General features: G+C 45.4%; 17 protein-coding genes and 2 pseudogenes. 13 read left to right on the forward strand and 6 right to left on the reverse strand.

All coding sequences use genetic code 11. The annotated features are described in order from the left end of the window. Positions 1-26: 26 nt before the first annotated feature. Positions 27-1,763, forward strand: a complete 1,737-nt coding sequence (locus ONZ52_RS02045; RefSeq protein WP_265216968.1) for a ShlB/FhaC/HecB family hemolysin secretion/activation protein — start codon at positions 27-29, stop codon at positions 1,761-1,763. Positions 1,764-1,843: 80 nt separating this feature from the next. Here the strand turns inward: ONZ52_RS02045 and fdhA are convergent, their stop codons facing one another. Beyond that, the gene (gene fdhA / locus ONZ52_RS02050) at positions 1,844-3,037 is read right to left on the reverse strand and encodes a formaldehyde dehydrogenase, glutathione-independent (protein WP_265216969.1); all 1,194 of its coding nucleotides are present in this window, start codon (positions 3,035-3,037) and stop codon (positions 1,844-1,846) included. A gap of 160 nt (positions 3,038-3,197) precedes the next feature. Further along, positions 3,198-4,079, reverse strand: coding sequence for a LysR family transcriptional regulator (locus ONZ52_RS02055; RefSeq protein ID WP_265216970.1), 882 nt, complete (start codon positions 4,077-4,079; stop codon positions 3,198-3,200). Positions 4,080-4,207: 128 nt separating this feature from the next. Between ONZ52_RS02055 and ONZ52_RS02060 the strand changes: the two are divergent. The 6 genes and pseudogenes from ONZ52_RS02060 (at position 4,208) to ONZ52_RS02085 (ending at position 10,826) form a co-directional block, all read left to right on the forward strand. Further along, a pseudogene (locus ONZ52_RS02060) lies at positions 4,208-4,910 on the forward strand (CoA transferase subunit A). 29 nt (positions 4,911-4,939) lie between these two features. Next, positions 4,940-5,600, forward strand: a pseudogene (locus tag ONZ52_RS02065) (CoA transferase subunit B). 47 nt (positions 5,601-5,647) lie between these two features. Continuing rightward, entirely contained in the window at positions 5,648-6,823 is a 1,176-nt protein-coding gene (locus tag ONZ52_RS02070) for an acetyl-CoA C-acetyltransferase (RefSeq protein WP_265216971.1), read from the forward strand. A 132-nt stretch (positions 6,824-6,955) separates the two neighbouring features. Then, a complete protein-coding gene (locus tag ONZ52_RS02075; RefSeq protein WP_265216972.1) occupies positions 6,956-8,332 on the forward strand; it encodes a short-chain fatty acid transporter in 1,377 nt (458 codons plus the stop codon). 207 nt (positions 8,333-8,539) lie between these two features. Beyond that, the gene (locus ONZ52_RS02080; protein WP_265216973.1) at positions 8,540-9,589 is read left to right on the forward strand and encodes a lipid A deacylase LpxR family protein; all 1,050 of its coding nucleotides are present in this window, start codon (positions 8,540-8,542) and stop codon (positions 9,587-9,589) included. Positions 9,590-9,797: 208 nt separating this feature from the next. After that, entirely contained in the window at positions 9,798-10,826 is a 1,029-nt protein-coding gene (locus tag ONZ52_RS02085; RefSeq protein WP_265216974.1) for a lipid A deacylase LpxR family protein, read from the forward strand. A 66-nt stretch (positions 10,827-10,892) separates the two neighbouring features. Here the strand turns inward: ONZ52_RS02085 and ONZ52_RS02090 are convergent, their stop codons facing one another. Genes ONZ52_RS02090 through ONZ52_RS02100 form a run of 3 tightly spaced genes read right to left on the reverse strand, consistent with a single transcriptional unit; the run spans position 10,893 to position 12,373 of the window. Continuing rightward, positions 10,893-11,513, reverse strand: coding sequence for a DsbA family protein (locus ONZ52_RS02090; protein WP_265216975.1), 621 nt, complete (start codon positions 11,511-11,513; stop codon positions 10,893-10,895). Beyond that, positions 11,507-11,989: an MBL fold metallo-hydrolase gene (locus ONZ52_RS02095; protein WP_265216976.1), complete on the reverse strand. Its 483-nt coding sequence runs from the start codon at positions 11,987-11,989 to the stop codon at positions 11,507-11,509. Before ONZ52_RS02095 ends, ONZ52_RS02090 begins: the two co-directional genes overlap by 7 nt. 9 nt (positions 11,990-11,998) lie before the next feature. Beyond that, positions 11,999-12,373, reverse strand: coding sequence for an MBL fold metallo-hydrolase (locus tag ONZ52_RS02100; protein ID WP_265216977.1), 375 nt, complete (start codon positions 12,371-12,373; stop codon positions 11,999-12,001). Between the two features lie 122 nt (positions 12,374-12,495). Here ONZ52_RS02100 and ONZ52_RS02105 point away from each other — a divergent pair, with 122 nt between their 5' ends. From ONZ52_RS02105 to ONZ52_RS02125, 5 genes are all read left to right on the forward strand, one after another. After that, positions 12,496-13,395, forward strand: a complete 900-nt coding sequence (locus ONZ52_RS02105; protein ID WP_265216978.1) for a LysR family transcriptional regulator — start codon at positions 12,496-12,498, stop codon at positions 13,393-13,395. Positions 13,396-13,501: 106 nt separating this feature from the next. Further along, positions 13,502-17,041, forward strand: a complete 3,540-nt coding sequence (gene hsdR, locus ONZ52_RS02110; protein ID WP_265216979.1) for a type I restriction-modification system endonuclease — start codon at positions 13,502-13,504, stop codon at positions 17,039-17,041. 97 nt (positions 17,042-17,138) lie between these two features. Further along, entirely contained in the window at positions 17,139-18,785 is a 1,647-nt protein-coding gene (locus tag ONZ52_RS02115) for an N-6 DNA methylase (protein ID WP_321160236.1), read from the forward strand. Then, positions 18,782-20,143 (forward strand): restriction endonuclease subunit S, encoded by a 1,362-nt coding sequence (locus tag ONZ52_RS02120; protein ID WP_265216980.1) that lies wholly within the window; start codon positions 18,782-18,784, stop codon positions 20,141-20,143. The genes ONZ52_RS02115 and ONZ52_RS02120 overlap by 4 nt, the downstream gene beginning before the upstream one ends. Before the next feature lie 56 nt (positions 20,144-20,199). Further along, complete coding sequence (locus ONZ52_RS02125) at positions 20,200-23,706, forward strand: AAA domain-containing protein (RefSeq protein ID WP_265216981.1); 3,507 nt, start codon at positions 20,200-20,202, stop codon at positions 23,704-23,706. 310 nt (positions 23,707-24,016) lie between these two features. On the opposite strand, the gene ONZ52_RS02130 is transcribed toward ONZ52_RS02125, so the two are convergent. Continuing rightward, positions 24,017-24,937: a LysR family transcriptional regulator gene (locus ONZ52_RS02130; protein WP_265216982.1), complete on the reverse strand. Its 921-nt coding sequence runs from the start codon at positions 24,935-24,937 to the stop codon at positions 24,017-24,019. Between the two features lie 157 nt (positions 24,938-25,094). Between ONZ52_RS02130 and ONZ52_RS02135 the strand changes: the two genes are divergently transcribed. Next, positions 25,095-26,129, forward strand: coding sequence for a zinc-dependent alcohol dehydrogenase (locus ONZ52_RS02135; RefSeq protein ID WP_265216984.1), 1,035 nt, complete (start codon positions 25,095-25,097; stop codon positions 26,127-26,129).

The following is a 26,129-nucleotide window of genomic DNA, read 5'->3' on the forward strand; positions in this document are numbered from 1 at the left end:
GAAAATTAGGATTAAGGTTAGATTTTATGAAAAGAGTATTACTCAAAAAAAGTATAGCAACACCTTTGAATTTATCGGTAGCGATGTTATTGGCAACTTCTTCTGTGACATCTAATGCGGAGTCATTACCACCAGTTAACTCTGGAACATTGATCCAACAAACTCAGCAAGGATTAGTGGCGCCTGAACCGTCGGATTTTAATATTCAATTTGATGGAAATGCACTAACCGAAGTGTCTTCTGGAGGCCCGCAAGCTGTATTGAGCAAACTGCAAATTACAGGTTTGTCAGTATTTACAGAAGAGGAATTATTGGCCAGTTTAGGTGATATTTTAGACAAGCCTTATGACTTGGCTGGTTATCGTAGCTTAGCCAATAAGATCAGTCTTTTTTACCGTGACCGTGGTTATCCATTTGCCAGAGCTTATATACCAGCTCAGAGTATGAAAAATGGAGAGTTGCGAATCGATGTATTGGAAGGAAAATACGGTCGTGCAACGGTAAAAGCGACTCAAGATATACAAGCCAAAGCGCAAGCGTATTTATCCACTATTGAGCCTAATGAGGTAATTGAATCCAGTAAACTAGAGCGTATCTCATTGATCATGAATGATATTCCAGGCTACAAAGCTTTACCCTCTATTAGCCCTGGCGATAAAACTGGAACGGCCAACCTAAACGTTCTTTTCATTCCAGAACAGCAAATGTTTGGCGATGTCACGATTGATAACCAAGGCAGCCGTTATACTGGCTATAACCGAGTGCAGGCGGGTGTCAAAAAAGCACACATGCTCACATTTGGTGATGAAGTTAATGCACGTGCGATGTATACCGATGAAAATATGTTGTTTGGTTATTTGGGATACAGCTTGCCAGTTATGCCAAATGGTTTAAGAGCTAATGCATCATTCAGCCGAACCGAATACAGCTTGGGTAGAGAGTACGAATCGTTGGACGCCATTGGGAGTTCAAGTATTTACAGTGTAGGGCTAAGTTATCCGTTGATTCGCTCACAGCTGACGAACGTGAACGCAAAAGCCAATATAGAGCGTAAAGACTTGATGGACTTTTATCGTTCAGCCGACAGCAAGTTAACAAAATTTGTGAACAGCGTCCCTCTAGCTCTTACATTTGATACACGAGATCAGTATTTGGGTGGCGGTATTACCTATGGAGCACTCACGGTAGGTTTGGGTAATCTTTCTAATAATGATGACACAGTGAATAGTGACGGCGATTTTGTAAAAACCACATTAGAAGTGGCGCGTATTCAGTCATTGCCTTCTGGGTTCAGTTTATTTGTCAAAGGCAGCGCTCAACATGCCAACAAAAACTTAGACTCTTCTGAAGACCTGTATTTGGGCGGAACGAGTGCAGTACGTGCATACCCTTCTGGAGAAGCGGGCGAGAACGGCGGTGGCGACGAGGGATACTACACACAGTTAGAGCTGCGTTATAACATTAACGACTTCACACCTTATGTATTTTACGATGCGGGTAGAATAAATACCTATGCAAAACCAACCGCCTCTTTGCTAAGTGAAACACGTAATCTAGCAGGTGCGGGTGTCGGATTAAAATATGAACGCGGTGATTGGAGTGCCGATGTTTTTGCTGCATGGAAAAAAGTGGGTGGAGAGTCGGTATCCGATATCTATGATACCTCATCACCGCGGGTTTTAGGCTCTTTAACCTATCGTTTTGGTGGTGGTCAGCCAGCACCGATTGATGGTTCTACATTGACAAACGGTTTAAATCCGTAAAACGCGTTATTTGTTTGCACATAAAAAAACTCGTCAACATAGCGTTGACGAGTTTTTTCGTAAGAAAAGGAAGAGTAGGATTAACTCACCATTCTGTGAGGGTCGATCACGAATTTCTTCGCGGCGCCGCCATCAAAATCCGCATAACCTTGTGGTGCTTGATCAAGAGAAATCATCTGCACATTCACAGCTTTTGCAATGTCGATTTTATCAAACAAGATGGCTTGCATTAGGGCGCGATGATATTTCATCACAGGGCATTGTCCAGTATGCAAAGAGTGCGATTTTGCCCAACCTAGACCAAAGCGCATGCTCAAGCTACCTTGCTGTGCGGCACTGTCTACGGCACCTGGGTCTTCGGTAACATACAGTCCAGGAATACCAATTTGACCGCCCGCGCGAGTCATTTGCATTGCCGAGTTCAATACCACAGCAGGGGATTCTTGATGGTGATTACAACCACAGGCATGCGCTTCAAACCCCACACAATCCACAAACGCATCCACTTCTCTATCTCCAAGAATCGCTTCGATCTTATCTTGAATATCGCCATCTTGCTTAAGATCGATGGTTTCGCAGCCAAAAGAACGCGCTTGATTGAGTCGATCTTCGATCATATCACCGACAATCACGCAGGCGGCACCCAGTAAATGCGCAGAAGCCGCCGCGGCCAAACCAACAGGGCCAGCGCCCGCGATATACACGGTAGAACCTGGACCAACACCTGCGGTCACGCAGCCATGAAAACCGGTGGGGAAAATATCAGACAGCAGTGTGAGGCTTTGGATTTTCTCACGAGCTTGATCGGCATCTGGGAATTTCAATAAGTTAAAGTCAGCGTAAGGCACCATAACGTAATCGGCTTGACCACCGACCCAACCGCCCATGTCTACGTAACCATAAGCCGCACCGGGGCGAGCAGGGTTAACGTTTAGACAGATTCCCGTTTTGCCTTCTTTGCAGTTGCGGCAACGACCGCATGCAATGTTGAAGGGAACGGAAACAAGGTCGCCGACCTTAATGAATTCGACATCGCGGCCACATTCAATGACTTCGCCCGTGATCTCATGGCCCAACACCAACCCAGTTGGTGCCGTCGTACGACCACGTACCATGTGTTGATCACTGCCACAAATATTCGTCGTGACCACTTTCAAGATCACACCGTGATCACATCGGCGCTTGCCAATAGCCAATTCAGGGAAGGGAATAGCGTCGACTTTAACCGTGCCATTACCTTGATAAATAACACCGCGATTTGCATGAGTACTCATAACGACATCCTTTTTTGCTGTTGTTTTTGTTGTGTGCGTGACTGGTTATTTTGTCACCAGACACAAAAAGGATAGTCCTTTGAGCGACAGAAATAAGGGCTGAAAGCGACTTAAATGCAAAAGATTATCATCGTTCCTTATTTTGTTCATTATTTTGCTTTTAAGCATAAGTATTAATCAGCACATCGAGCATGGCTGCGGCAGCGATGGAGAGGTTGGATCTGGGTTGGCAGATGACGCCAACGCGTCGGCGAATTTCCGGTTCTATTACGGGTCGGCAGATGGCACCTTGTTCTATGGCTTGCTGTCGACATAGGGCGGGAACGACGGCCACGCCCATGCCTTCGCTGACCATGCGTCCCACGGTGGCTAATTGGTGCGCATCAAAGGCAACATTGAGTTCGATGCCAGCTTCTTGAAGTGTATTTTCTATCATGGTGCGCACGCTAGAAGGGCGCTGTAAGGTTATGAAGTCGTATTCTAACAGGGCTTGCCAAGCAATCGTTTCTTGGGTTTCCAGTGGATGATCTCTGGGTAAGATGGCGATGAATCTGTCTTCATAAAGGGGATGGAAAGACAAATCCACAAGGTTACTTGGTTCGAAAGAAATTCCCAGTTCTACTTGGTTATTTCGCACCATTTCGACGACGATGTCGGATAACACATCATCAATGGCGACCTGAATATTCGGGTAGGATGCATGGTAATTACGAATCGCTTTTGGCAGCAATGACGCGGCGAACGACGGCATGGAAGCAATGGTGATTTTCCCCAATTGCAATGCAAAGCGTTGCTTCATTTCGTCTTCGGCGTTTTCCCATTGCGCTAACAATCGTCTGGCTAGTGGCACTAGGGCTTCGCCTTCGGGTGTTAAGGCGATGTGGCGTGTTGTGCGAGTCAGTAATTTCCCTCCTAAGTTATCTTCTAAACTTTTAATCGATAGACTTAAAGCGGGCTGTGATAAATGCAGCTGAGTGGCAGCGCTGGCAAAGCTCATGGACTCGGCGACAGCGAGAAAGGCTTTCACTTGTTTGACGTTCATTTAAAAATACTTCTTTGTGATTATTGTTTTAAAAAACTTATTAATAAATAGAAAAAACAAATTTAATTAATTTATGTCCTTAGGTCAAACTGGCTGGAAGCTAAAAATAACAAATTAGGAGAAGAACTATGGCCGGTTTTGATAAAGTCGTTGCCTCTTTTGAAGACGCCTTGGTCGGACTAGAAGATGATATGACGGTGCTGGCGGGCGGTTTTGGTCTGTGTGGTATTCCAGAAAACTTGATCGCTGAGATCAAACGCAAAGGCACAAAAGGTTTAACCGTCGTGTCGAACAATTGTGGTGTCGATGGTTTTGGTTTGGGCATTCTGTTGGAAGACAGGCAAATCCGTAAAATGGTGTCGTCTTATGTTGGCGAAAATGCCTTGTTCGAAAAGCAATTATTAAATGGTGAATTAGAAGTAGAACTTACTCCACAAGGCACGCTGGCAGAAAAAATGCGCGCTGGTGGCGCCGGTATTCCTGCTTTTTATACTGCAACTGGCGTCGGCACACCGGTGGCGGAAGGCAAAGAAACCAAAGTTTTTAATGGCCGTGAATACTTGTTGGAAGAAGCTATTGTTGGCGACTTCGCCATCGTTAAAGGCTGGAAAGCCGACCGTTACGGTAATGTCATTTATCGTCATACCGCGCAAAACTTTAATCCTCTCGCCGCGACGGCCGGCAAAATTACCGTCGTAGAAGTGGAAGAAATTGTCGAAGTGGGCGAGACTCGATCCTGCTCACATCCATACGCCCGGTATTTATGTGGATCGAGTTGTACTGGGTACTTTTGAAAAACGCATCGAAAAAAGAACCGTTAAAACAGCATAGTACGACAACAGAATAAAAAGAGGTTTCCTATGTCACTGACAAGAAAACAAATGGCGCAACGTGTTGCCCAAGAATTACAAGATGGTTTTTACGTGAACCTTGGTATTGGTATTCCGACTTTGGTCGCCAATTACGTCCCTGACAATATGGACGTTATGCTGCAGTCTGAGAATGGCTTATTGGGAATGGGTGAGTTCCCAACGGAAGAAACCATCGATGCAGACATGATCAATGCGGGCAAACAAACAGTTACCACAGTAAAGGGCGCGTCGATTTTTTCCTCCGCTGAATCCTTTGCCATGATCCGTGGTGGTCATGTGGATTTAACGGTATTGGGGGCGTTTGAAGTAGATGTGAACGGTAATATTGCCTCGTGGATGATTCCCAACAAACTGATCAAAGGTATGGGCGGTGCCATGGATTTGGTCGCAGGCGCAGAGAATATCATTGTCACCATGACTCATGCTTCTAAAGATGGTGAATCCAAACTCTTGTCTAATTGTTCCTTGCCGCTCACTGGCAAAGGCTGTATTAAAAAAGTCCTCACCGATTTAGCTTGGCTGGAAATTGCTGACGGTGCTTTTGTGTTGAAAGAAAGAGCGCACTGGTGTTTCAGTAGAGGAGATTATTGAAAAAACACAGGGTAAATTGATCGTTCCTGATCATGTGCCAGAAATGCAATTCGCTTAACTCCTTACTTAACAACGTATCTAACCAATCGTGAAAAGGACTCGTTTATGAAAGCCGTTATCGTTGCCGCAGCACGAACTCCCATTGGTGCTTTTAATGGCGCTTTATCTTCCCTCAGTGCTGTTCAAATTGGGACACAATTATTGTCTGGTATGTTGGCAAAGCAGCCGCTACTCAAAGATCACATTGATGAGGTCATTTTAGGCCAAGTACTGGCAGCGGGTTGTGGTCAAAACCCAGCTCGTCAAACAGCGATTCATGCAGGATTACCAAAGCATGTATCTGCTATGACGATTAACAAGGTCTGTGGTTCGGGGTTAAAAGCCGTGCAACTGGCAGCGCAGGCTGTGTTGAATGGCGACGCTAAGATGGTGGTTGCTGGCGGACAAGAAAGCATGAGTCAAGCGGCACATGTATTACCCAATAGTCGCTCAGGCAAAAAAATGGGCAACTGGGAGCTGTTGGACTCCATGGTGACCGACGGCTTGTGGGATGCCTTTAACGATTATCACATGGGACAAACGGCTGAAAATATCGCCCAGCGTTGGGATATTAGCCGTGCAGAGCAAGACGCCTTTGCGGCAAACTCCCAGCAAAAAGCGGCGCAAGCTCAGGCCTCGGGTCGCTTTGTTGACGAGATTTTGCCCGTTTCCATTCCCCAGCGTAAAGGCGAGCCGCTTATGGTTGATGCGGACGAACAAATTCGCCTGGATACCACAGCGGAATCTCTTGGCAAATTGCGTGCGGCGTTTACCAACGACGGTACGGTTACGGCAGGTAATGCTTCTACGTTAAACGATGGTGCGGCCATGGTGATAGTCACTTCGGATGCAGAAGCCAAGCGCTTAGGGCTGCCAATTATTGCTGTGATTGACGCTGCGAGCAGTGCGGGAGTTGATCCTGACATTATGGGAACCGGTCCGATTGCAGCAACGCAAAAAGTGCTGAAAAAAGCCAATTGGCAAGTGGCGGATTTGGACCTAATTGAAGCCAATGAAGCGTTTGCGGTACAGGCTTTGTGTGTCAACAAAGAGCTTGGTTTGGATACCAGCAAGGTTAACGTCAATGGTGGTGCTGTTGCATTAGGTCATCCTATTGGCGCTTCTGGTTGTCGAATTCTGGTTACATTGCTCCATGAAATGCAACGTCAAGACCTTAAAAAAGGACTGGCGACCTTGTGCATTGGTGGCGGAATGGGCGTTGCTATGCTGGTGTCTCGTTAGAACGTTTTGCCAGAAAATGGAATCAATAAACGCAACAAGGTGAGGCAGAAAAGCAACGGCTATTAGTCTGTCTCGTTTTGTTGCTTTTGCTTTTTTCGTCCAATAAAAAATATAAAAAAACAGGATAAACCGATGAATAAAACTCTTGAACAAAAACAAACTGGCTTACAGAAAGTCAGTCAATTTTTTGTGGCGCTTTTACAGCGTTATCTACCCGATCCTTTCATTTTCGCTATAGTTTTAACCTTTGTAGTGTTTCTTTTTGTGATGCCGAGTACGGGTCAGGGTCCAATGCAAGTGGTGAATGCATGGGCGGGTGGCTTTTGGAATTTGCTGAGCTTTTCGATGCAGATGGCCATGGTCGTGGTAACCGGTCATGCCATGGCGAGTGCGCCAGCATTTAAACGTAAATTGGCCATGTTGGCAGGTGTAGCAACGACCCCAGGCCAAGCGATTATCTTGGTCACAGTGATCAGCGCAATGGCGTGTTGGGTGAACTGGGGATTTGGTTTGGTGGTGGGAGCTATCTTCGCCAAAGAAATCGCCGCTCGTGTAAAGGGCGTGGATTATCGTTTATTGATTGCTTCTGCTTACAGTGGCTTTTTGTTCTGGCATGGTGGCTTGTCGGGTTCCATTCCCTTGTCTATTGCGGGCGGTGCGAATATAGAGAAAGTCACTAATGGCGCGGTGACGGCTGCTATTCCAACCTCTGAGACTATTTTCTCCACGATGAACTTAACCATTTTGGCAGTGATGTTTGTCACGATTCCGTTATTGAATCGTTTGATGCACCCAGCGCCGCAAGACACCATTACGATTGACGCTGAATTGTTGAAAGAACCCGACGTTGACACACCCAATAAAGCCGACATGACGCCAGCGGAGCGTTTGGAAAATAGCCGTGTTTTATCGTTAGTGTTAGGCGTAATGGGCTTTGCTTACATTATTTATTATTTTATCGATAATGGTTTTGCACTGAATTTAAATCTGGTCAATTTTATCTTTTTGTTTTCTGCTATTTTACTGCATGGCACACCAAAAAGTTTGTTGATTTCGATTTCCCAAGGTGCACGAAACTGTTCTGGTATTTTGCTGCAGTTTCCATTTTACGCTGGCATCATGGGTATGATGACGGCAACGGGGGATTCTGGTGCGTCATTAGCGGGGGTGATTTCTCAGGCGTTTGTATCCATTTCTAATGAAACGACTTTTCCTCTATTTACCTTCTTGAGTGCCGGCATAGTGAACTTCTTTGTTCCTTCCGGTGGCGGTCAATGGGCGGTACAAGCGCCTATCATGATGCCAGCGGGCGCAGCGTTGGGTGTGGATGCTGCGAAAACCGCCATGGCGATTGCTTGGGGGGATGCGTGGACAAACATGATTCAACCATTCTGGGCATTGCCAGCGTTAGCTATTGCTGGGTTGGGTGCAAAAGACGTAATGGGTTATTGCTTGATGGCCTTGATCGGTTCTGGTGTGATTATTTCACTAGGTTTTTTGATTTTCTAAAAAATTTTAGTGTTGCTTTTGTGTAGAGCGCATGCAAAAAACCACTATTTGGGGAAACCTAAGTAGTGGTTTTTTACTTTTACTTATCCTCCACTTAGCTGGGTTTGCCGATGTCTTCAAGGTATTTAAAATGTGGCTTGTCCCCCGAATGTGTTGAAATGTTATAGATGTTATGTGTATGAATATTTTGTAAAAGTTCGATTTATAATGACGATCATTTTATTTTTTAACGGGTGCTTAATGATTGTCAAAAAGAACACACAGCTTGATACTGTTAAAGGGGGAGGGTTAAAAAAGTGTTTAGTTGCCGTTCTTCTTATGCTCGGTATGAATGCCTATGCTGATATCAATTTTGCATCTTTTACTCTAGATAACGATGTGTTTGTAGGGAAAGATAATGGCTACACTAACGGTATGTATTTTTCTTTTTACACAGTAGGAGGTCGATTAAGACCCAATTTTTTGGTTAGTCCACTTTTATGGACAATGCCAAGTGGATACGGATCAAATAGAATAAATGTACATAGTATAGGCCAGACATTAACGACTGCTGAGGACATTACCGAGGCAAATCCTCCGGCAGATGCTATCCCTTATTCAGGGTTATTGAAATATACCAATGCTCATATTATTGCAGGCCCTTACTATGCAGATTGGGTCAGTACTTCTATTGGTATTGTGGGTCCAGCAGCAAAGGGCAAAGAAACACAAACTGAATTTCATGCACTTATTGGTGCTGAAAAGCCGATGGGTTGGGATACGCAATTAAAGAATGAAATCGTTTTTGGCTTTTCGCGTGGCCGAGCTATTAGGGTGCTTGCATCTAGCTTGGATACAATGGATTTATTAGCAGGCGGACATGTGAGTCTTGGAACCATTGAAAGCGGAGGACGTTTAGGTCTCATGCTGCGCTATGGTCGAAACCTTAGAGACTCTTATTCAACAGTTTTATTAGCTAGCTCTAGAGCCGCTAACCCAATTGCTGTAAATAACGGTTGGTTTGTTTATGCCGGTGTATCGGCGAATTATGTTTTTAATCAAATTATGACGGATGGGAACACGTTTCGAGAGAGTCGCTCTATTGACTATGATCACCATTACAATACTTACATGACTGGTATTACTTACTCTATAGGTCAAGCGAGTTCTTTGTCATTTGCTTATCTATCCTCATTTTCAGAAGACGATACAGCGCGTAGTCGTCAAACAGAGCAGTTAAATCGTTTTGGAACATTGACTCTAGCTTGGCAATTTTAACTAGCTTTTGATGTGACGAACTTGTTTTTCCAAATGAAAAATTGAAGTCCTAACCGATTAAGATAATTGCAAAAAATAAGAACGCTTAAGACAAACTCCTTATAAAGCATCCTTATATGGCTAAATTGTGATATGTGCCACTCTTTGCAGTTTTAGTATCGAAGCCATTTTATAATACTCCCCATTTTCAGTATCAAATGGGTGAACGATGGTCGGTCGACAAGGGAAAAAATCTCCCCGTAATAACGGTACCTTGGTGTTTAAACACTATTTTTTGAGCATCTCTTTGTTATTCGGGTCTTCGGCTTACGCTGATACACATTGGTTGTCTGCGACATTAGACAATGACTTTTTTGTCAATGAAGACAATGGTTACACCAACGGAATCTATGTCTCTTATTTTGACGTTAATGACTCTCCTGATAAAGCACAACAACCTGGTTTTATGGTGAGGCCTTTGATGTGGAGTATGCCAAGTCAACATTCGAGAGCCTCGGTTAATATCTACAGTGGCGGTCAAACACTGACAACGCCCTATGATATCGAAGTAGAAGTGCCAGCAGAGGGAACCTTTCCTTATTCTGCGTTATTGAGTTTTACCAATACCTATATTGCTGTTATGCCTGATTATGCCGATAGGGTTGCCACCACCATTGGACTGGTTGGACCTCTCGCCATGGGAGAGCAAACTCAAAAAGCGGTTCACCGGGTGATCAGTGCTAAAAATCCAAGAGGGTGGGACACACAATTAGAAAATGAAGTGGTATTTGAGTTATCGCGTGGTCGAACTTGGCGGTCTTGGGTGTCCGATAGTGGCCATACAGACTTATTAACGGGCGCAGCAATGAGTGTTGGTACGTTAAGAAGTTCTGTTAGCAGTGGCTTCATGTTGCGATATGGGCGAAGTCTTGATGATTCCTTTTCTACTGTATTATTAGTTGACTCTAGAACGTCTAATCCCATTGCCGTCAGCAAAGGGTGGTTTGTTTTTGCAGGTGTTGAACTCGGTTATACATTCAACCAAATATTCACCGATGGTAATACTTTTCGTGATAGCCGTTCGATAGATTACGATCATAACAACAATATGTTCACTTCAGGAGTCACTTATTCTTGGGGAGATTCTGCTTTGTCTTTTGCCATCAATTCTCCTTTTAGCTTTAGTAGCGATGAGCATGACCGAGAAATGGATAAATATACTCGTTACGGCACGTTAACTTTTGCTTGGCAGATTTAACGGTGTGTGAGCATGCATAGAAAGCCTTCTTTACTTAAGTAAAGAAGGCTTTAGGGTGTCAGATACTCAGATAAAGCCAGTCAAATAGTTTTTCCATTCCAGTGTTTTACCATAATAGTAGCTGTGAGCGAGGCGTTGTAGCTTGCTGTCTTTTTCAACCACTAGCATTGGGTAGCCACTGACTTGCATTTTTGCCATTAATTGATGGCTTTGTTTTACCTGCATTAACATATTAGGTTCGGACTGGGCCATTTTTTCCTCCCAAATCGTTTTATCCAATCCCAACGAAACCGCTAGATCCGCTAAAATATTCAACTCATCTAAATGCTTACCATCTTGGTAATGCGCTTTTTGAATCGCTGCTAGCATCTTGTGTGCTTCGATGCCCATTTCTTGACCAACAAGAAAGGCGCGAGTTGTGGAATACGAATCCACTATAAAATCACCAGCGCCAGCAACTCTCGCTTTATAAGCATCGCCAAAGTGTACTTTCGTCATAGTGGCTATTTGACTGTCAGCCTGCAAAATATGCTGCCTAAAAGACGGATCAATTGCTCGTTTCGGAATCATGCCACCAGGGTGATAAGTGATTTCAAACTCAGACATTTCTGCCAAAATTTCGACTAAGGCTGTTGCGCCATAGCACCAACCACACATAGGATCGAAGAAGTAATGGACTCTTACCATTTCATTTCACCTTTATGGACTTTTGCTGCGATGTCTAGGTTCAACGCACCTTGCGCCTCTGGGTATTTCGCAGTCATGGTTTTAATCAATTCAGCACTGTTTTTACTGTCTTTTTTCGCTTTTTGAAAATCTGTGATGTAGTTAAGCGAGAAAGTAATGCTGTCTGCAGTCAACTCGGTACCTTGAGTCATATGACCAGGAATAACGGTTGTCGGTTTCAGCGCCAGCATTTCTTGCAACTGTGCTTTCCATGCAGCTTGACTCTCATCAGATTGTGCATCCGCCATCCATAGATGCATATTACCGAATACAGCAACGTTACCTAAAATAGCTTTATTTGTCGGAATCCAAAGGTAAGGGCGGTGAGCCAAAACGCCTTCAGTACCACGAATCTCAATTGTTTGACCGTCAACCGTTAAAGTAGACTGAGTGTAAGCCGTAGGAACGATAGGAGCTACTGGTGCGTTTGCCCCCATTTGAGGTATCTAAAAAGCCAATTTTCCTGCCAGTTTTTCTTCAATGATCTTTTTAACTGCAGGTGTCGTGATGATATCCGCTTGAGGGAAAATAGCGTGTAGCGTCTCGGCACCGAAGTAGTAATCGGGGTCCGCTTGGCTAATGAAAATCGTTTTTAGCTCTTTATTGGAATCCAATACTTTTGCAGCAATACGCAGTGCATCGGCTTTGGTGAATCCAGCATCAACAACCATGGCTTCGGTTTCGCCATAAACCAAAGTAGACGTAACACCAAAGCTGCTAGGAGCGGCATTATATACATCTAGTGTTAACGGCTTTGCGTCTGCCGCAAAAGCAGAATGAGCGATAAGTGCAGAAGCCGCCAATGTAATCAATTTTTTCATGTTTCTCTCCAAAGAGTGATTGTTTAATTTATGTGGTCATCATAGAGAATTGACGTGCTCGGAAAAATACACAAAAATGAGCATGATTGTTTCTTATATCGTGCAAGTGGGTGAGTAGAATTATGGACAGAGTGATAGCCGCTAAAGTTTTTATCGATGTTGCCCAATCGCGGAGCTTTTCCCGCACCGCAGACCGCTTGAATATGTCACGACCAATGGTGACGCGGTATATAGAAGCGATGGAGGATTGGTTAAAGATTCGTTTGTTGCATCGCACGACACGAAAAATATCCCTGACTAGCGCTGGTGAAGCCTGTTTAAAAGACGTCGAGCTTTGGTTGGAGCAAGCCGATAATTTTATATCCTTGGTGAATACCAGCGAGGAGTTGTCAGGCTTGGTGAGAATCACCTCGAGCATGTCGTTTGGTTTCTCCCAACTCATGCCAGCCATTCAAGATTTTATGACGCAGCATCCCAAACTTCATATTGATATGGATTTAGAAGACAGCGCTGCTGATTTAACCGAAAAAAGCATCGATCTTGCCATTCGAATCGCCTCGAACCCAGACCCTTCTTTAATTGGTAAGCCTATTGCTGTGTGTGAATCTGTGTTGGTGGCCTCTCCGGCTTACCTTGAAAAAGTACGGCAAACCCTAGGCGAAATCCAACATCCGCAAGACCTAATTAAGCACGATTGTTTGGGGTACAAAAACTTAGAGCGTCACATCTGGCACCTCTCCCAAAATGACCAATTTGAATCTGTCTCGTTGGACTGTCGTTTAAGCATTAACGAAGCAACAGCGCTTTTGCATGCCACATTAAATGGCATGGGCGTTTGTTTGCAACCCACTTATTTAGCGAGTCGTTATATTAACGATGGCAGCCTGTGCCATGTCTTACCGGAATGGAAACCCAAAGACCTAATTATCTACGCCCTGTATTCTTCTAGAAAACACTTATCGCCCAATGTTCGTGCCTTGATCGACCATCTGGAAAGCTACTTTGCCAAGCATCCTTGGTGAGAATTCAAGGGATATTCAATCAGCAGGGATTCCGCAAGTTGAATTGTCAGGGTAAACTGACAAACCAAGATGATGACATTAAGCGCAGAAGGGACTTTAGAACGCAATGACAATAACTCAATCTAATTTTGCTTTTCTAAAAGGTCACAACGACTTTCTTCTCTCTATCGCCCAAGCCGCTGAAAACAACTATCCAGACGACCCCAACACCACCTTAGTCAAACTGCGTATCTTTGGTGAGTCGGTGGCGAACCATCTTGGTAAGATATTTAACATCGAACCACAAGACACCCAGTTTAAACTGCTCGCTGAAATCCAAAAGAAAACCAACATAGATGAAAATATCATCAATGTCTTTCATAAGCTGCGCACCATTGGCAACGACGCGGTACACAAATACCACAATGACCTAAACGATGCCGAAATGTGCTTGCGCTTGGCGTTTCGTTTGGCGCTTTGGTATTACCGTTTAACAAGTAGTGACAAAGACTTCGCAGCGCCACTGTTCCAATTACCAAGCCAGCAAAATTCACAGGCCTACCTGCAAGAAATCGCCGCGTTAAAAGACGCCCTAGCACAAGCAGAAAAAGCCGCAGAGCAGCAAGAGCACAAAAGCCAAGCGGAAATAGACGCCCAACAGCGTGCACTGACCGAGCTACAAGGTCGTTTGTCGGTATTGGAAAGTGACCAGCAAGAAACCCAAGCGCAAAGCGAAGCGCGCATTGCCGCCCTAGAAACCCAGCTCAAGGCCAAAGAAGACGAATTAGCCAAGTTGAGCGAGCCAGATCGTCATATTTTCTACAAGACTACCGCCAAACAGGCCAGCCAAACTCCTCTCAATTTGGATGAGCAAGAAACGCGCTATTTGATCGATGAGCAACTGCGTCTTGCTGGCTGGGATGCGGACACTCAGCACCTCAAATACAGCAATGGCACGCGCCCAGTTATCGGTCGCAATATGGCCATTGCCGAATGGCCAACAGGCAAAGACGAAACAGGTAAGGTGGGCTTTGCCGATTATGTTTTGTTTGCAGGATTAATCCCCGTTGGTGTGGTGGAGGCCAAGCGTTATAACCAAGACGTAGCCGATAAACTCAACGAAGCTTACCGCTACAGCAAACACTTTGATTTACTCGCCTATCGAGAAGAATTAGCGAAGCGCGCCGCGAACGACGAGCAAATGATGGCCGCTGTCAGTGAGTTTAAAATCAATCAATACAATGCCACGGGCTATCAGATACCTTTTTGCTTTTCCGCTAATGGGCGCGGCTACAGTGCCGCCGTTAAAAGCAAAAGTGGCATTTGGTATCGAGACACACGCCTTGCCACCAACCAGCCAGACGCTTTACCCCAATGGTTCACCCCGAAAGAGCTACTAACCAAGCTAGAGCAAAATACCGGGCAGCTAAACAACTGGTTTGCCACCCATCAAGATATGAGCGAACTGGGGTTGCGTTACTACCAAGAAGACGCTGTGCGCGCGGTGGAAAACGCCGTGGTGTCGGGCAAGCGTAGCGCTTTATTAGCCATGGCGACGGGCACAGGCAAAACCCGAACCGCCATTGCCATTATGTATCGCATGATACAGTCCCAGCGTTTTAAACGCGTGCTTTTCTTGGTGGATCGTCGCTCGTTGGGTGAGCAAGCCCTTGCTTCCTTTGACGACACACGGATTCAAGAGCAAAGCTTTAACCGTATTTTCAACATCAAAGGCCTGACCGATCGCTTCCCCGAAGACAGTACCAAGATCCACGTTGCCACCGTGCAGTCACTGGTGAAACGCGTACTGCAAAGTGATGAATTTATCCCCGTGGGTTTGTACGATGCCATCATCATAGACGAAGCCCACCGTGGTTATATTCTGGACAAAGAGCAAACCGAAGGGGAGCTTGCCTTCCGCGATCAGCAGGACTACATCTCCGCTTATCGTCGTGTGATCGACCAGTTTGATGCCTTTAAATTGGCGCTCACCGCCACACCGGCGTTGCACACCACAGAGATCTTTGGCCGGCCGATTTTTAACTATTCTTACCGAACCGCCGTGATTGACGGCTATTTAAATGACTATCAACCGCCGATTAAGATCAACACCGAACTGAACACCAAAGGCATTGCCTTTGCCAAAGGGCAGCAGGTACAGCGCCTGACGGTGAATGGCGACCTACAGCTTGATCAGCTAGAAGACGAACAGAACTTCGAAGTAGACCAGTTTAACAAGCAAATTATCGCCCCCAGCTTTACCCAAGCCATTTGCCAAGAGCTGACCAATTGGCTTGACCCAAACGGCCAGCAGAAAACCCTCATTTTCTGTGTGAACAACGAACACGCGGATGCGGTGGTCGATGCGCTAAGAGAAGCCTTTAGACAATCTGGCAATCCGGCATTTGCCAACCTAGCACACAACGTCATTATCAAAATCACAGGCAATTCAGATAAAGACGCCAACAAGGTACAAAGCCTGATTACCCGCTACGAAAAAGATCGTTTACCAAATATTGTTGTCACCGTAGACCTGCTTACCACAGGCATTGATGTGCCCAGTATTTGTAACTTGGTGTTTTTACGCAAAGTGCGCAGCCGTATCTTGTACGAACAAATGAAAGGCCGTGCCACACGTTTGTGCCCCGACATAGGCAAAACCAACTTCCGTATTTTCGACGCTGTGGACTTATACCGCACGCTAGAATCCGTCGACACCATGCAAGCCGTGGTGGTGCGCCCAGAGGTCAGCCTGACCACCTTGGTAGCGGAAATCAGTGACGACAAAGCCTACGAGCTGATTGAAAGCAATGATCAATCTTTTGCACAAAACAGCCACGAACAGTTGGTGTCCAAACTACAGCGCGTCATTACCCAAGCCAATTACCAAAAATTGCGCAGCCGAGACGTAGAGCAGCAGATACAAAAACTCGACGAACGCTTGAAGAACGTCACCCGTTGCTCTTTTGCGGAACTGGGCAAAACCTTAAAAAGCCAAGGGGCGCGGGTCTCCGCTCAGTACTTTGCCGAGCTGCCTAACTTGGTTGAACAAATTGAAGACCTAAAACGCACCCTAAACAGCCTACGTGACCGCCCGATTTTTACCGACATTGCCGACAAGGTGATTGGCGTGGAAACCCTGTATGGTGATTACAACCAGCCAGACGACTTTTTGGATGCCTTTGATCGCCTAGTGCGTGACAACATTAACCAACTGGCGGCCTTGGATGCCGTGGTCAATCGCCCCCGCGATTTAACCCGCAAAGGGCTGGTGGAATTACAAGAATGGTTTGACGCCAAGCGCTTTGACGAATCCGCCTTGCAAACCGCATGGAAACAGAAAACCAACCAAGACATTGCCGCCAAACTGGTGGGGCACATTCGCCGCGCCAGCATGAAGAACCCACAGCTTTTGCCTTTTGATGTGCGGGTCGATCACGCCCTAGAAAAGATCAAAGCCGAGCGCGACTGGAACGCCGTGCAAGTCAAATGGCTAGATCGTCTTGCTAGCTCCATTAAAGACAAAGTCGTGCTGGACGACGACGTGTACAAAATCGGCAACTACCGACGAGACGGCGGCAAACGCCGCTTGCAAGACGCCCTAGACAACGAGCTGGACGAGATTCTGCAAAAATTTAACGAGTACATCTGGGACGAACTGGCCTAGGTGAGTATCATACTCGCCCATTATCCTCTTAATGCGCTTTAGCCCAACATCGGCTAAAGCGCTCTTATTTACTAGTGTTACAACATAGAGACGTTTTATGAACAACAACGAGCTGGTCGCCAAACTCTGGAAGCTGTGCGACAACTTACGCGATGGTGGCGTGTCCTACCAAAACTACGTGAACGAACTGGCTTCCTTGCTGTTTTTAAAAATGTGCGAACAAACCGGGCAAGAAGAAGAGTTACTGCCCGAAGGCTACCGCTGGAAAGATTTAAAAAGCAAAATCGGCATTGAACAGCACAGCTTTTACAAAACCTTATTAAACAAGCTGGATGGCGATCATCACGCCATCGTCCAAGCGATTTTCCTTAATGCCACAACGACTATTACCCAGCCCGCCCAATTGACCGAACTGATCGACAACATGGACAAGTTGGACTGGTACGACAACGATGGCAGCGGCAAAGGCCGTGATGACTTTGGTGATATGTACGAAGGCTTGCTACAGAAAAACGCCAACGAAACCAAATCTGGCGCAGGGCAATACTTCACGCCACGCCCCTTGATTAACGCCATTGTGAAGCTGATGAAGCCGCAACCGCGCGAGATCATCCAAGACCCTGCCGCAGGCACAGCAGGTTTCTTGATCGAAGCCGATAAATACATTAAAGATCAGACTAATAACTTAGAAGACTTGCCCGACGACATCCAAAAGTTCCAAATGGAGCGCGCTTTTATTGGTCTTGAATTAGTCCCCGAAACCCGTCGTCTTGCCCTAATGAACTGCTTGTTGCACGACATCGAAGGCGACAGCGAACACGGCGCTATTCACCTTGGCAACACCTTGGGTGCCGATGGGGAAGACATTCCCAAGGCTAACCTTGTATTGTCTAACCCGCCGTTTGGCAGCGCGTCCAGCAGCAACATTACCCGTAAATTTGTTCACCAAACGGGCAATAAACAATTGTGTTTTATGCAGCATATTATCGGAACGCTGGAACCCGGTGGCCGCGCCGCTGTGGTGATCCCAGATAATGTTCTGTTTGAAGGCGGCAAGGGCACCGACATTCGCCGCGACCTAATGAACAAATGCAACCTGCATACTATTCTGCGTTTGCCCACGGGCATTTTCTACGCCGCTGGGGTGAAAACCAACGTGCTGTTTTTCCAAAAAGGCACCCCAGACAACCCACATCAAGACACCCACTGCACCCAAGAAACGTGGGTGTACGACATGCGCACCAACATGCAAACCTTTGGCAAACGCCGCATGCTCACCGAAGCCCACTTTGATGCCTTTATTGCCGCCTACGGGGAAGACGCTAACGGCCAATCGCCACGGGAAGAGGGCGTTTTTACTGGGAAAAGCCAGCAACTCGGTGAAATCGAAGGGCTGAGTGAAGAGGAAGGCGTTGATAACGCCCGCTGGCGCAAATTCAGCCGTGACTACATTCGCGAGCAAAAAGGCGACAGCCTAGACATCACATGGCTTAAAGACCTCGAAGCCAGTAACTCGGAAAATCTCCCCGAGCCAGACGTATTGGCAGGCGAAGCCATGGCGGAACTCACCGAAGCCATGGGCGAACTTTACCAACTGATGCAAGCCCTCGGTGCCGACGACGAAGCCGAAGCGCAAAAGCAGCTTTTAGAGCAAGCCTTTGGTTTGGAAGAAAAAGCCGTCGAACAGAGCAAAGAGCAAGGTAATAAGAAAGGCCAAGGCGAACTATTTGGAGGCCAAGCGTGAGCGAATTGCCGAAAGGGTGGGTGTCCGTCAAGCTTGAAAGCGTTGTGGATAAAATTGTAGGTGGTGGAACGCCTAGCAAGTCTCAACCGTCCTACTTTATGGGAGATATTCCTTGGATGACTGTTAAGGATATGAATAAATCGTTCTTAACAGATACCGTTGATCATATAACTCAAGAAGCAGTCGAAAATAGCAGTACGAATATTATTCCAGCTGGGACACCTATTGTAGCGACAAGGATGAGTTTAGGAAAAATTATCAGAGCAAGTTTTGACTCAGCCATCAATCAAGACCTAAAAGCACTTTTTATCAATCAGGAAGTGAATCAATATTATTTTGAACATTGGTATCGCTCTCAAGGAATGAAAATTGAATCTTTAGGAACGGGAACAACAGTAAAAGGCATTCGGTTAGAAGTTCTTAAAGACCTTGACTTTCCTCTTGCTCCCCTAGCCGAGCAAAAACGCATCGTCGAAAAACTGGATCAAGTTTTGGCGCAGGTGGACACCATCAAAGCCCGCCTCGACGGCATCCCCGCCATTCTCAAACGCTTCCGCCAATCTGTCCTCGCCGCCGCCGTAAGTGGGAAATTGACCGAGGAGTGGAGGGGAGGAGTTAAAGCAGGTTACAAAGATCTTAAAGTAGATGATATTGCTTGTAAGCAGAGATATTCATTAGGAATTGGGCCTTTTGGAAGTAATCTTAAAGTTGATGATTATGAATCACAGGGCCACCCTTTAGTTTTTGTAAGAGAAATTCGTTCTAAAGTATTTGATTCAGATAAAACTAAATTTGTTTCTGATTCCAAGTTTGAAGAACTTAAAGCTCACAGAGTAAAGCCAGGAGATATCCTAATTACAAAAATGGGAGATCCACCAGGTGATATTGCGATATATCCAAATGATAGACCGGAAGCTGTTATCACTGCAGACTGTATAAAATTAACTGTCAATCCAGTTACTGCACTTACCAAATACGTTGCTTACGCAATGCAATCTAGTTTATTTCAAAAAGCAATTTCGGCTATTTCTGCTGGTGTAGCTCAACAAAAAGTTAATTTGAAGAAGTTTCGGGTTCTATATCTTCCAGTACCATCCTTAGAAGAACAAACCGAAATCATCCGCCTTGTGGATCAATACTTTGCCTTTGCCGACACCATCGAAAAACAAGTGCAAAAAGCCCAACAGCGGGTCGATAAACTGACCCAATCGATCCTCGCCAAGGCGTTTCGTGGTGAACTGGTGCCGCAAGATCCGACCGACGAACCCGCCGACGAATTGCTCAAACGCATCGCCGCCGCCCGCGCCGAAAGTGAAGCCCTTGCCAAGGCCGCGAAGAAAGTTGGGCAGAAAAAGTAACCTAATCTATGCCAAATAAAGACATAAACTCTGAGAATACAAGTAAGGATACGTGGGTGCAGACCAAGCAATGGTTATCTTATTGGCGTAACTCGTTAGCGGATGCTGAGAGCGGCAAAGGGGCTCTCAGTAAAAGTGATATTGAAGGATTAGCTAAGGTTGATCTAAGTGTTTTTAAAGAAGGTTGTTTAGTAGCTGACTCTGATTTGCTCGCCACATTGTTTCATAATGAAGCGGAAGATACTCAGCTTGTGCAAGTCGTGTTTCGACCCATGGTTCATAAGGTTCGCTTAGAGCATGGTAAGAAAAAATCGTCATTATACCCTGACTATGTAGCGCCGTTAATTTGTCGGCTGTGGGTTAGCCGAACTGGGCATTTTGTACCTGCTGCGTATCCTGTCATCCCTAGAGATATCTTAAGCCCATTACCTGAAGACAGCTTTACTCTTCTTTCGGTCGAGAAACAGGATGAATTTTTAACCAAGCATGAGCCTAAATATTGGCCTTATGATGAAGCGGTTAATTTATTAGAAGACGAGGGTGCGACATTCTGGCAAAGCTATTGTGATGTGGCGCGCGAATTGCTGAAGCTTTGCGATCGAGAGCTGTTACAAGATAACTTTATGAGGCTGGAGAATGCTTATCTTGTTAAATCTCAGGCGCAAATGGGGGCATCGCGTCACATAATCGAACTTTATGATTGGTTATCGAAAGAGAAATCGTCCCTGCCATTATTAACTCAGTATGCGGCTACGGATCGCCCACCTCTTATACCCTGTATGACAAGCCAACAAAGCTTTCAGCATCGATTGGGACATGGAAGCTCTCAATATCCTCTTGCGTTGGCTCAGCGAGATGCACTCGGGCAGGTATTAGCAATGAAAGAGGGTGAAATCTTGGCGGTAAATGGGCCACCGGGAACAGGTAAAACGACCTTCGTTTTATCTTTAGTGGCATCCAGTTGGGTGCAAGCTGCCATAGATCAGTCAGAACCTCCGCTAATTGTCGCAGCATCCACTAATAACCAAGCTGTTACTAATATTTTAGAAGCCTTCGAAAAGGGTTTTGAAATGACAAAAGGCCCTTTTGGTGGGCGCTGGCTATCAACAATGAAGAGCTATGGTGGGTATTTTCCTGCTCGAAGTAAGGAAGCAAAGGAAGCCCAGCATTATCAAACAGTCAGCTTTTATAAAGAAATAGAACGCCCAGACGTTGTAAGTCAGGCAGAAGAGGACTTTTTAGAAAATGCCCGTGCGGCGTTTGATGATGACTCTTTACTAAGCGTTAACAAGGTGAAAAAGCGCCTTCATGCTGGTTTGTTAGCTGCCTATCAATCTTTGGAAGAGGTATTAGCCGTATGGCAAACGAAGTTTGATAGCGAAGTGGCATGGCGAGCAATAGATCTTGATCCAGAAGCGTTTATCGTTAAAAAACAAACCGAGTTAGATGGTTTATTAACGCTGAAGTCTGTCATTAAACAGGACTTGAATAAATGGCGTCATTTTTGTGCTGATGAGTCTTGGATGTTGTCCTTGTTGAGTTTCCTTCCTTTGGTTGCACGTAAACGCCGATTAAGAAGAGAGCTTTTTATTGAGGCTAACATTAGTGAGGGCGGTCAGCGCCGAATTAAAGACGCTGATGGTTCATCTGAACAAACAGTCGAACGAGTTTTAAAACAATATTTAGATGATCAAACTCAGATATGCGACGCGTATCAAGCGGATATTCAAGGATTACAAACGATAAAAGCGAATTTTGAAAAAGCGAAAGAATCGTTTGCAGCACTTTGGTCTCGGTTAGACATGACACAGCCTGTCCCTGATTCTTTTGATGAATTAGATTGTGTTTTGGATGTTTCGTTACGGTTTACTCTTTTTCAATTGGCAACTCATTACTGGGAAGCCCGTTGGTTAGAAGATTGTGCCGAGCAACATAAAGTATTGAAGCAGCAGGCGAATACAGGAAAAGAAAAAACTGGAAGAAAAGCCGTGCGTCAGCGTTGGCAACGTCGAATGAAGTTAACCCCCTGTGTTGTGTCGACGCTTTATGCTTTGCCCAGCCATATGACACATCAGGTTTTTGAAGGTGACGCTCAGTACCGTAAAGAATACTTAACGCAAGAAATTGATCTGTTAATTATTGATGAAGCGGGACAAGTAGCACCAGAAGTCGCTGGAGCTTCAATCAGTTTGGCTAAGCGTGCGGTGATGATTGGCGATGTTTCTCAAATTAAGCCAGTTGTTGGGGTGACGCCTTCCGTTAATTTGGGCAATTTGTTTGCTAATAATTTAATGGCTTCACAAGAAGAGTATGAGCTTTTAAAAGCATCTGGTCGATCTGTGGTTGGTGGAAGTGCTATGCACGTGGCACAAGCGTCTAGTCAATACCATTATCTATCCCAAGCTGAACTCGGTATGTATTTACGTGAACATCGTCGTTGTTTAGAGCCTATTATCTCGTTCTGCAATGACCTTTGCTATGAAGGATTATTACAGCCATTAAGAAATACAGCTGCAGTAGATTCTCAGATCCCTCCTTTTGCTTACGTCCATGTCGATGGTCGTTCAGAGCGGTTGTCGTCTGGTAGTCGAGTAAATGAGTTGGAGGCAATCACTATTGCCGAGTGGCTTCGAAGTGAGAAGGATCGTCTTGAAAGCGCTCATGGCCTGCCATTGGCGAAAATTGTCGGTATCGCTTCGCCTTTCAAAGCACAATCTGAGCTTATTAAAGAAAAATGCCAAGAGCTTGGTATTGAAGTGGGAAGTAACGCTGAAGCCGTGACAGTCGGAACTGTTCACGCATTGCAGGGGGCGGAACGCCCGGTTGTTATATTCTCTATGGTTTATTCTAGACATGCGGATGGAACATTCATTGATCAGGATCCTTCAATTTTGAATGTGGCTGTTTCTAGAGCAAAAGACAGTTTTGTTGTATTTGGCGATATGGAAGTCATCACTCATGCCGCTACGGGAACACCGAGAGCATTACTGGCAAGATATTTGTTGCAGGATGAAGACAGTCAACTGGTTTTTCGCGTCAATAAGGCGCGGCCAGATTTACTTAAATTTTGTAAGGAACCAAAATTAATTAGTAATTCTGAAGACCACGACCAATGGTTAAAAGAAGTCTTACAGCATGCTCAAAAAAGAGTCGCTATTGTATCGCCTTGGTTATCTTTGGATAAATTAAGAGAAGCGGGCTTTATTGACGCATTTAAGGATGCCATAACACGTGGAGTGGAGGTTATCGTTTATACAGATCGCTATTTTAATACCCAATCTAATAATCGTTCTGATACTGCAAAAAGTAATCTATTTGAGGAAAACTGTTCTGAATTGATGGGTTATGGTGTTGTTGTCAAGGTGGTGGAGAAAGTGCATAGCAAACTCGTTATGGGGGATGATGTTTATCTATGTGTTGGATCTTATAACTGGGCAAGTGCTGTTAGAGAAGGGAAGTATAAAAATATGGAGACTTCTTTGGCTTATACTGGCTCATTGCATGAAGAAATAAGCACACAACTTAGTGTATTAAATAGTCATGTTTATAAAGAAGAAATTTAAGGGATGATATTCATGTAAATGATTTGAATCTTACCGTGTACATAAAAGCGAGTGAGTAATATTTCTATCTTAATCTATTGCGCTTTTTCGTAGACAGTCACCCCAGATTCTCGAATCTGTTTCAACAGGGCTTGGTTGGTGAGGTTGTTTTCATCAACTAAGTCGATCAGGTATGGGCTGTTTAAATCGCCTAGTCTAATAATGACAGAGTATGCTGTTCCAACCGGCTAATATCCTAATCCTGATGATATTGCTGAACACATTTCTTTCCCTGTTCGTTATCCAAAAGAATTAAGCATTTGCACGCTTATCAGAGCATCAGCCGTTCGCGGGTTTCGGCTTCAATGTCTGATAGGGCTTCTTTCATACAGGTTGAGGCGAGTTTGATTATGGCGTTGTCGGATTCTTCTGAGTGCATGAGTGCGATGCCGCTGGGGCGGCTTGGGTTTTTGAGGGGAACGATTTGTACGTTTTTGGTGCTCAGCAATACGGTTGACGCGGGTACAATGGCCACTCCAAGCCCAGAACTGACGAGGTCTAATACGCCGTATATGGTACTGGCTTCGCATTGAGTCTTTGGGAAAAAGCCTGCATCGATACACAATCCAATGATTTGGTCGTAGTAGGCATGCGCAATGAAACGGGTGAAGAAAACAAATGGCTCATGTTCTGCTTGGTTCAGTGTTAACGATTTTTGCTTAGCTAGAGGATGATGTAGAGGCAACGCTAGGCAAAAAGGGTCATTAAGCTCAGCGACGATGTTGGTATTATTTCGTGTGACTGTGGAAGGTCGTGCAATGCCGACATCAATTTTGTGTTCTTCAATGGCGGTAATTTGCTCTGCCGTGACCATTTCTTTGACTTTGATTTCGATATTAGGCCGCAGACTGCGAAGTTTGCTGATCAATTTGGGCAATACGGTGTGACTGGCAGAAGGGACGAAGCCAATGCTGAGGAGGCCACCGTGTTCGTTGTCTTCATGTTTCGCGAGATCTTTGGCTCGCTCAATGTGGTTCAGGATGGCTTTTGATTCTTCTAAGAAGCGAATGCCAGCTTGGGTGAGTCGCACGCCCCTGGGTAATCGCGTTAATAAGGGGACGCCCACTTCTTCCTCTAACTGTTTAATTTGCATAGATAAAGGCGGTTGAGAAATGAATAGCTTTTCCGCTGCGGCAGAGAAGCTACCGCTTTCTGCGACGGTAATAAAATAACGTAAATGTCTTAATTCCATGTTTTACCTATATCTTTAATATATAGAAAGCATACTAAATTGATATTTGTTATATATCAATTGAATGTCAGATACTGCTTCCCACAATAATGAATTTTTCCATGCCTCCTTTTGTAAGGTGTGCCATGGAGCTTTGTGATGATTGGGGATAGATCTGATGCTTGCGTTAAGAAAGTCGAAGCCTGAATTGGGCATTGAGTTAACTGAGGTTCCTGAGTTGGGCTTGCCTGAGGCAAAGGAAGTTCGTATTTCGGTTTTGGCAGCAGGCATCTGCGGTAGTGATTTGCATGTTTATGAGTGGACGAAGAGCTACGAATGGATGCGTTCTAAATTGCCCGTTACTCTCGGTCATGAGTTTGTGGGTGAGATCAATGCCATTGGCGCTGAGGTTCAAGGACTAAAAGTTGGACAGCGGGTTGTTGTTCGTCCGTCTGTAACCTGTGGTGAGTGTGCGGCTTGTAAGGCGAATAATCCTGATGGTTGTCGTACCCGTGATAGCATTGGAATGCTTCGTGATGGTGGTTTTGCTCGCCAAGTCTTTGTGCCTGAAAAAAATTGCTTGGTTATTCCTGACTCCTTACCTGCAGACATTGCGGCGTTAACCGAACCTTTCACTATTGCCGCGCAAGCGGTGAATATCGCGGAACTCAAACCAAATCAAAAGGTAGCCGTGTTTGGTCCTGGCACGATTGGTCAAGCCATTGCTGTGTTAGCCAAAGAGGCGGGCTGTCGTGTGACTGTCATTGGTAAAAATGATGCGTTCCGTCTTCAAAGTACCCGCGAAGTGGGAATCGAAAGCACCTTGGATTGGGACGATGCGGACTTTGATGCGCGTTTAAATAGCCTGATTAGTGATGGCGCTTTTGATGTTGTATTTGAAGCCGCAGGCGCTGCCCCCGTGTTGGCTAAGGCGATGTCAATCCTTGAGCCAAACGGCGTTTTGGTGGTGGCGGGAATATATGGGCAAGATGTGCCTGTGGACCTGACCAGTCTGGTGCGTAAACAATTTCAGATTAAAGGTTCGTTCCGTCCTTTAGAAAGTATTTGGCCGCAGATGGTTGCATTCTTGTGTCAACATGCCGACCGCTTAAAACCCATGGTGTCTCATGTTTTGCCTCTTGAGCGCGGCGAAGAGGGCTTTCGATTATCGATCGCGGGCAAAGCAACCAAAATCGTGATAAAGCCGGAGTAG

This window comes from Marinomonas rhodophyticola (assembly GCF_026113935.1).
GTDB lineage: Bacteria > Pseudomonadota > Gammaproteobacteria > Pseudomonadales > Marinomonadaceae > Marinomonas > Marinomonas rhodophyticola.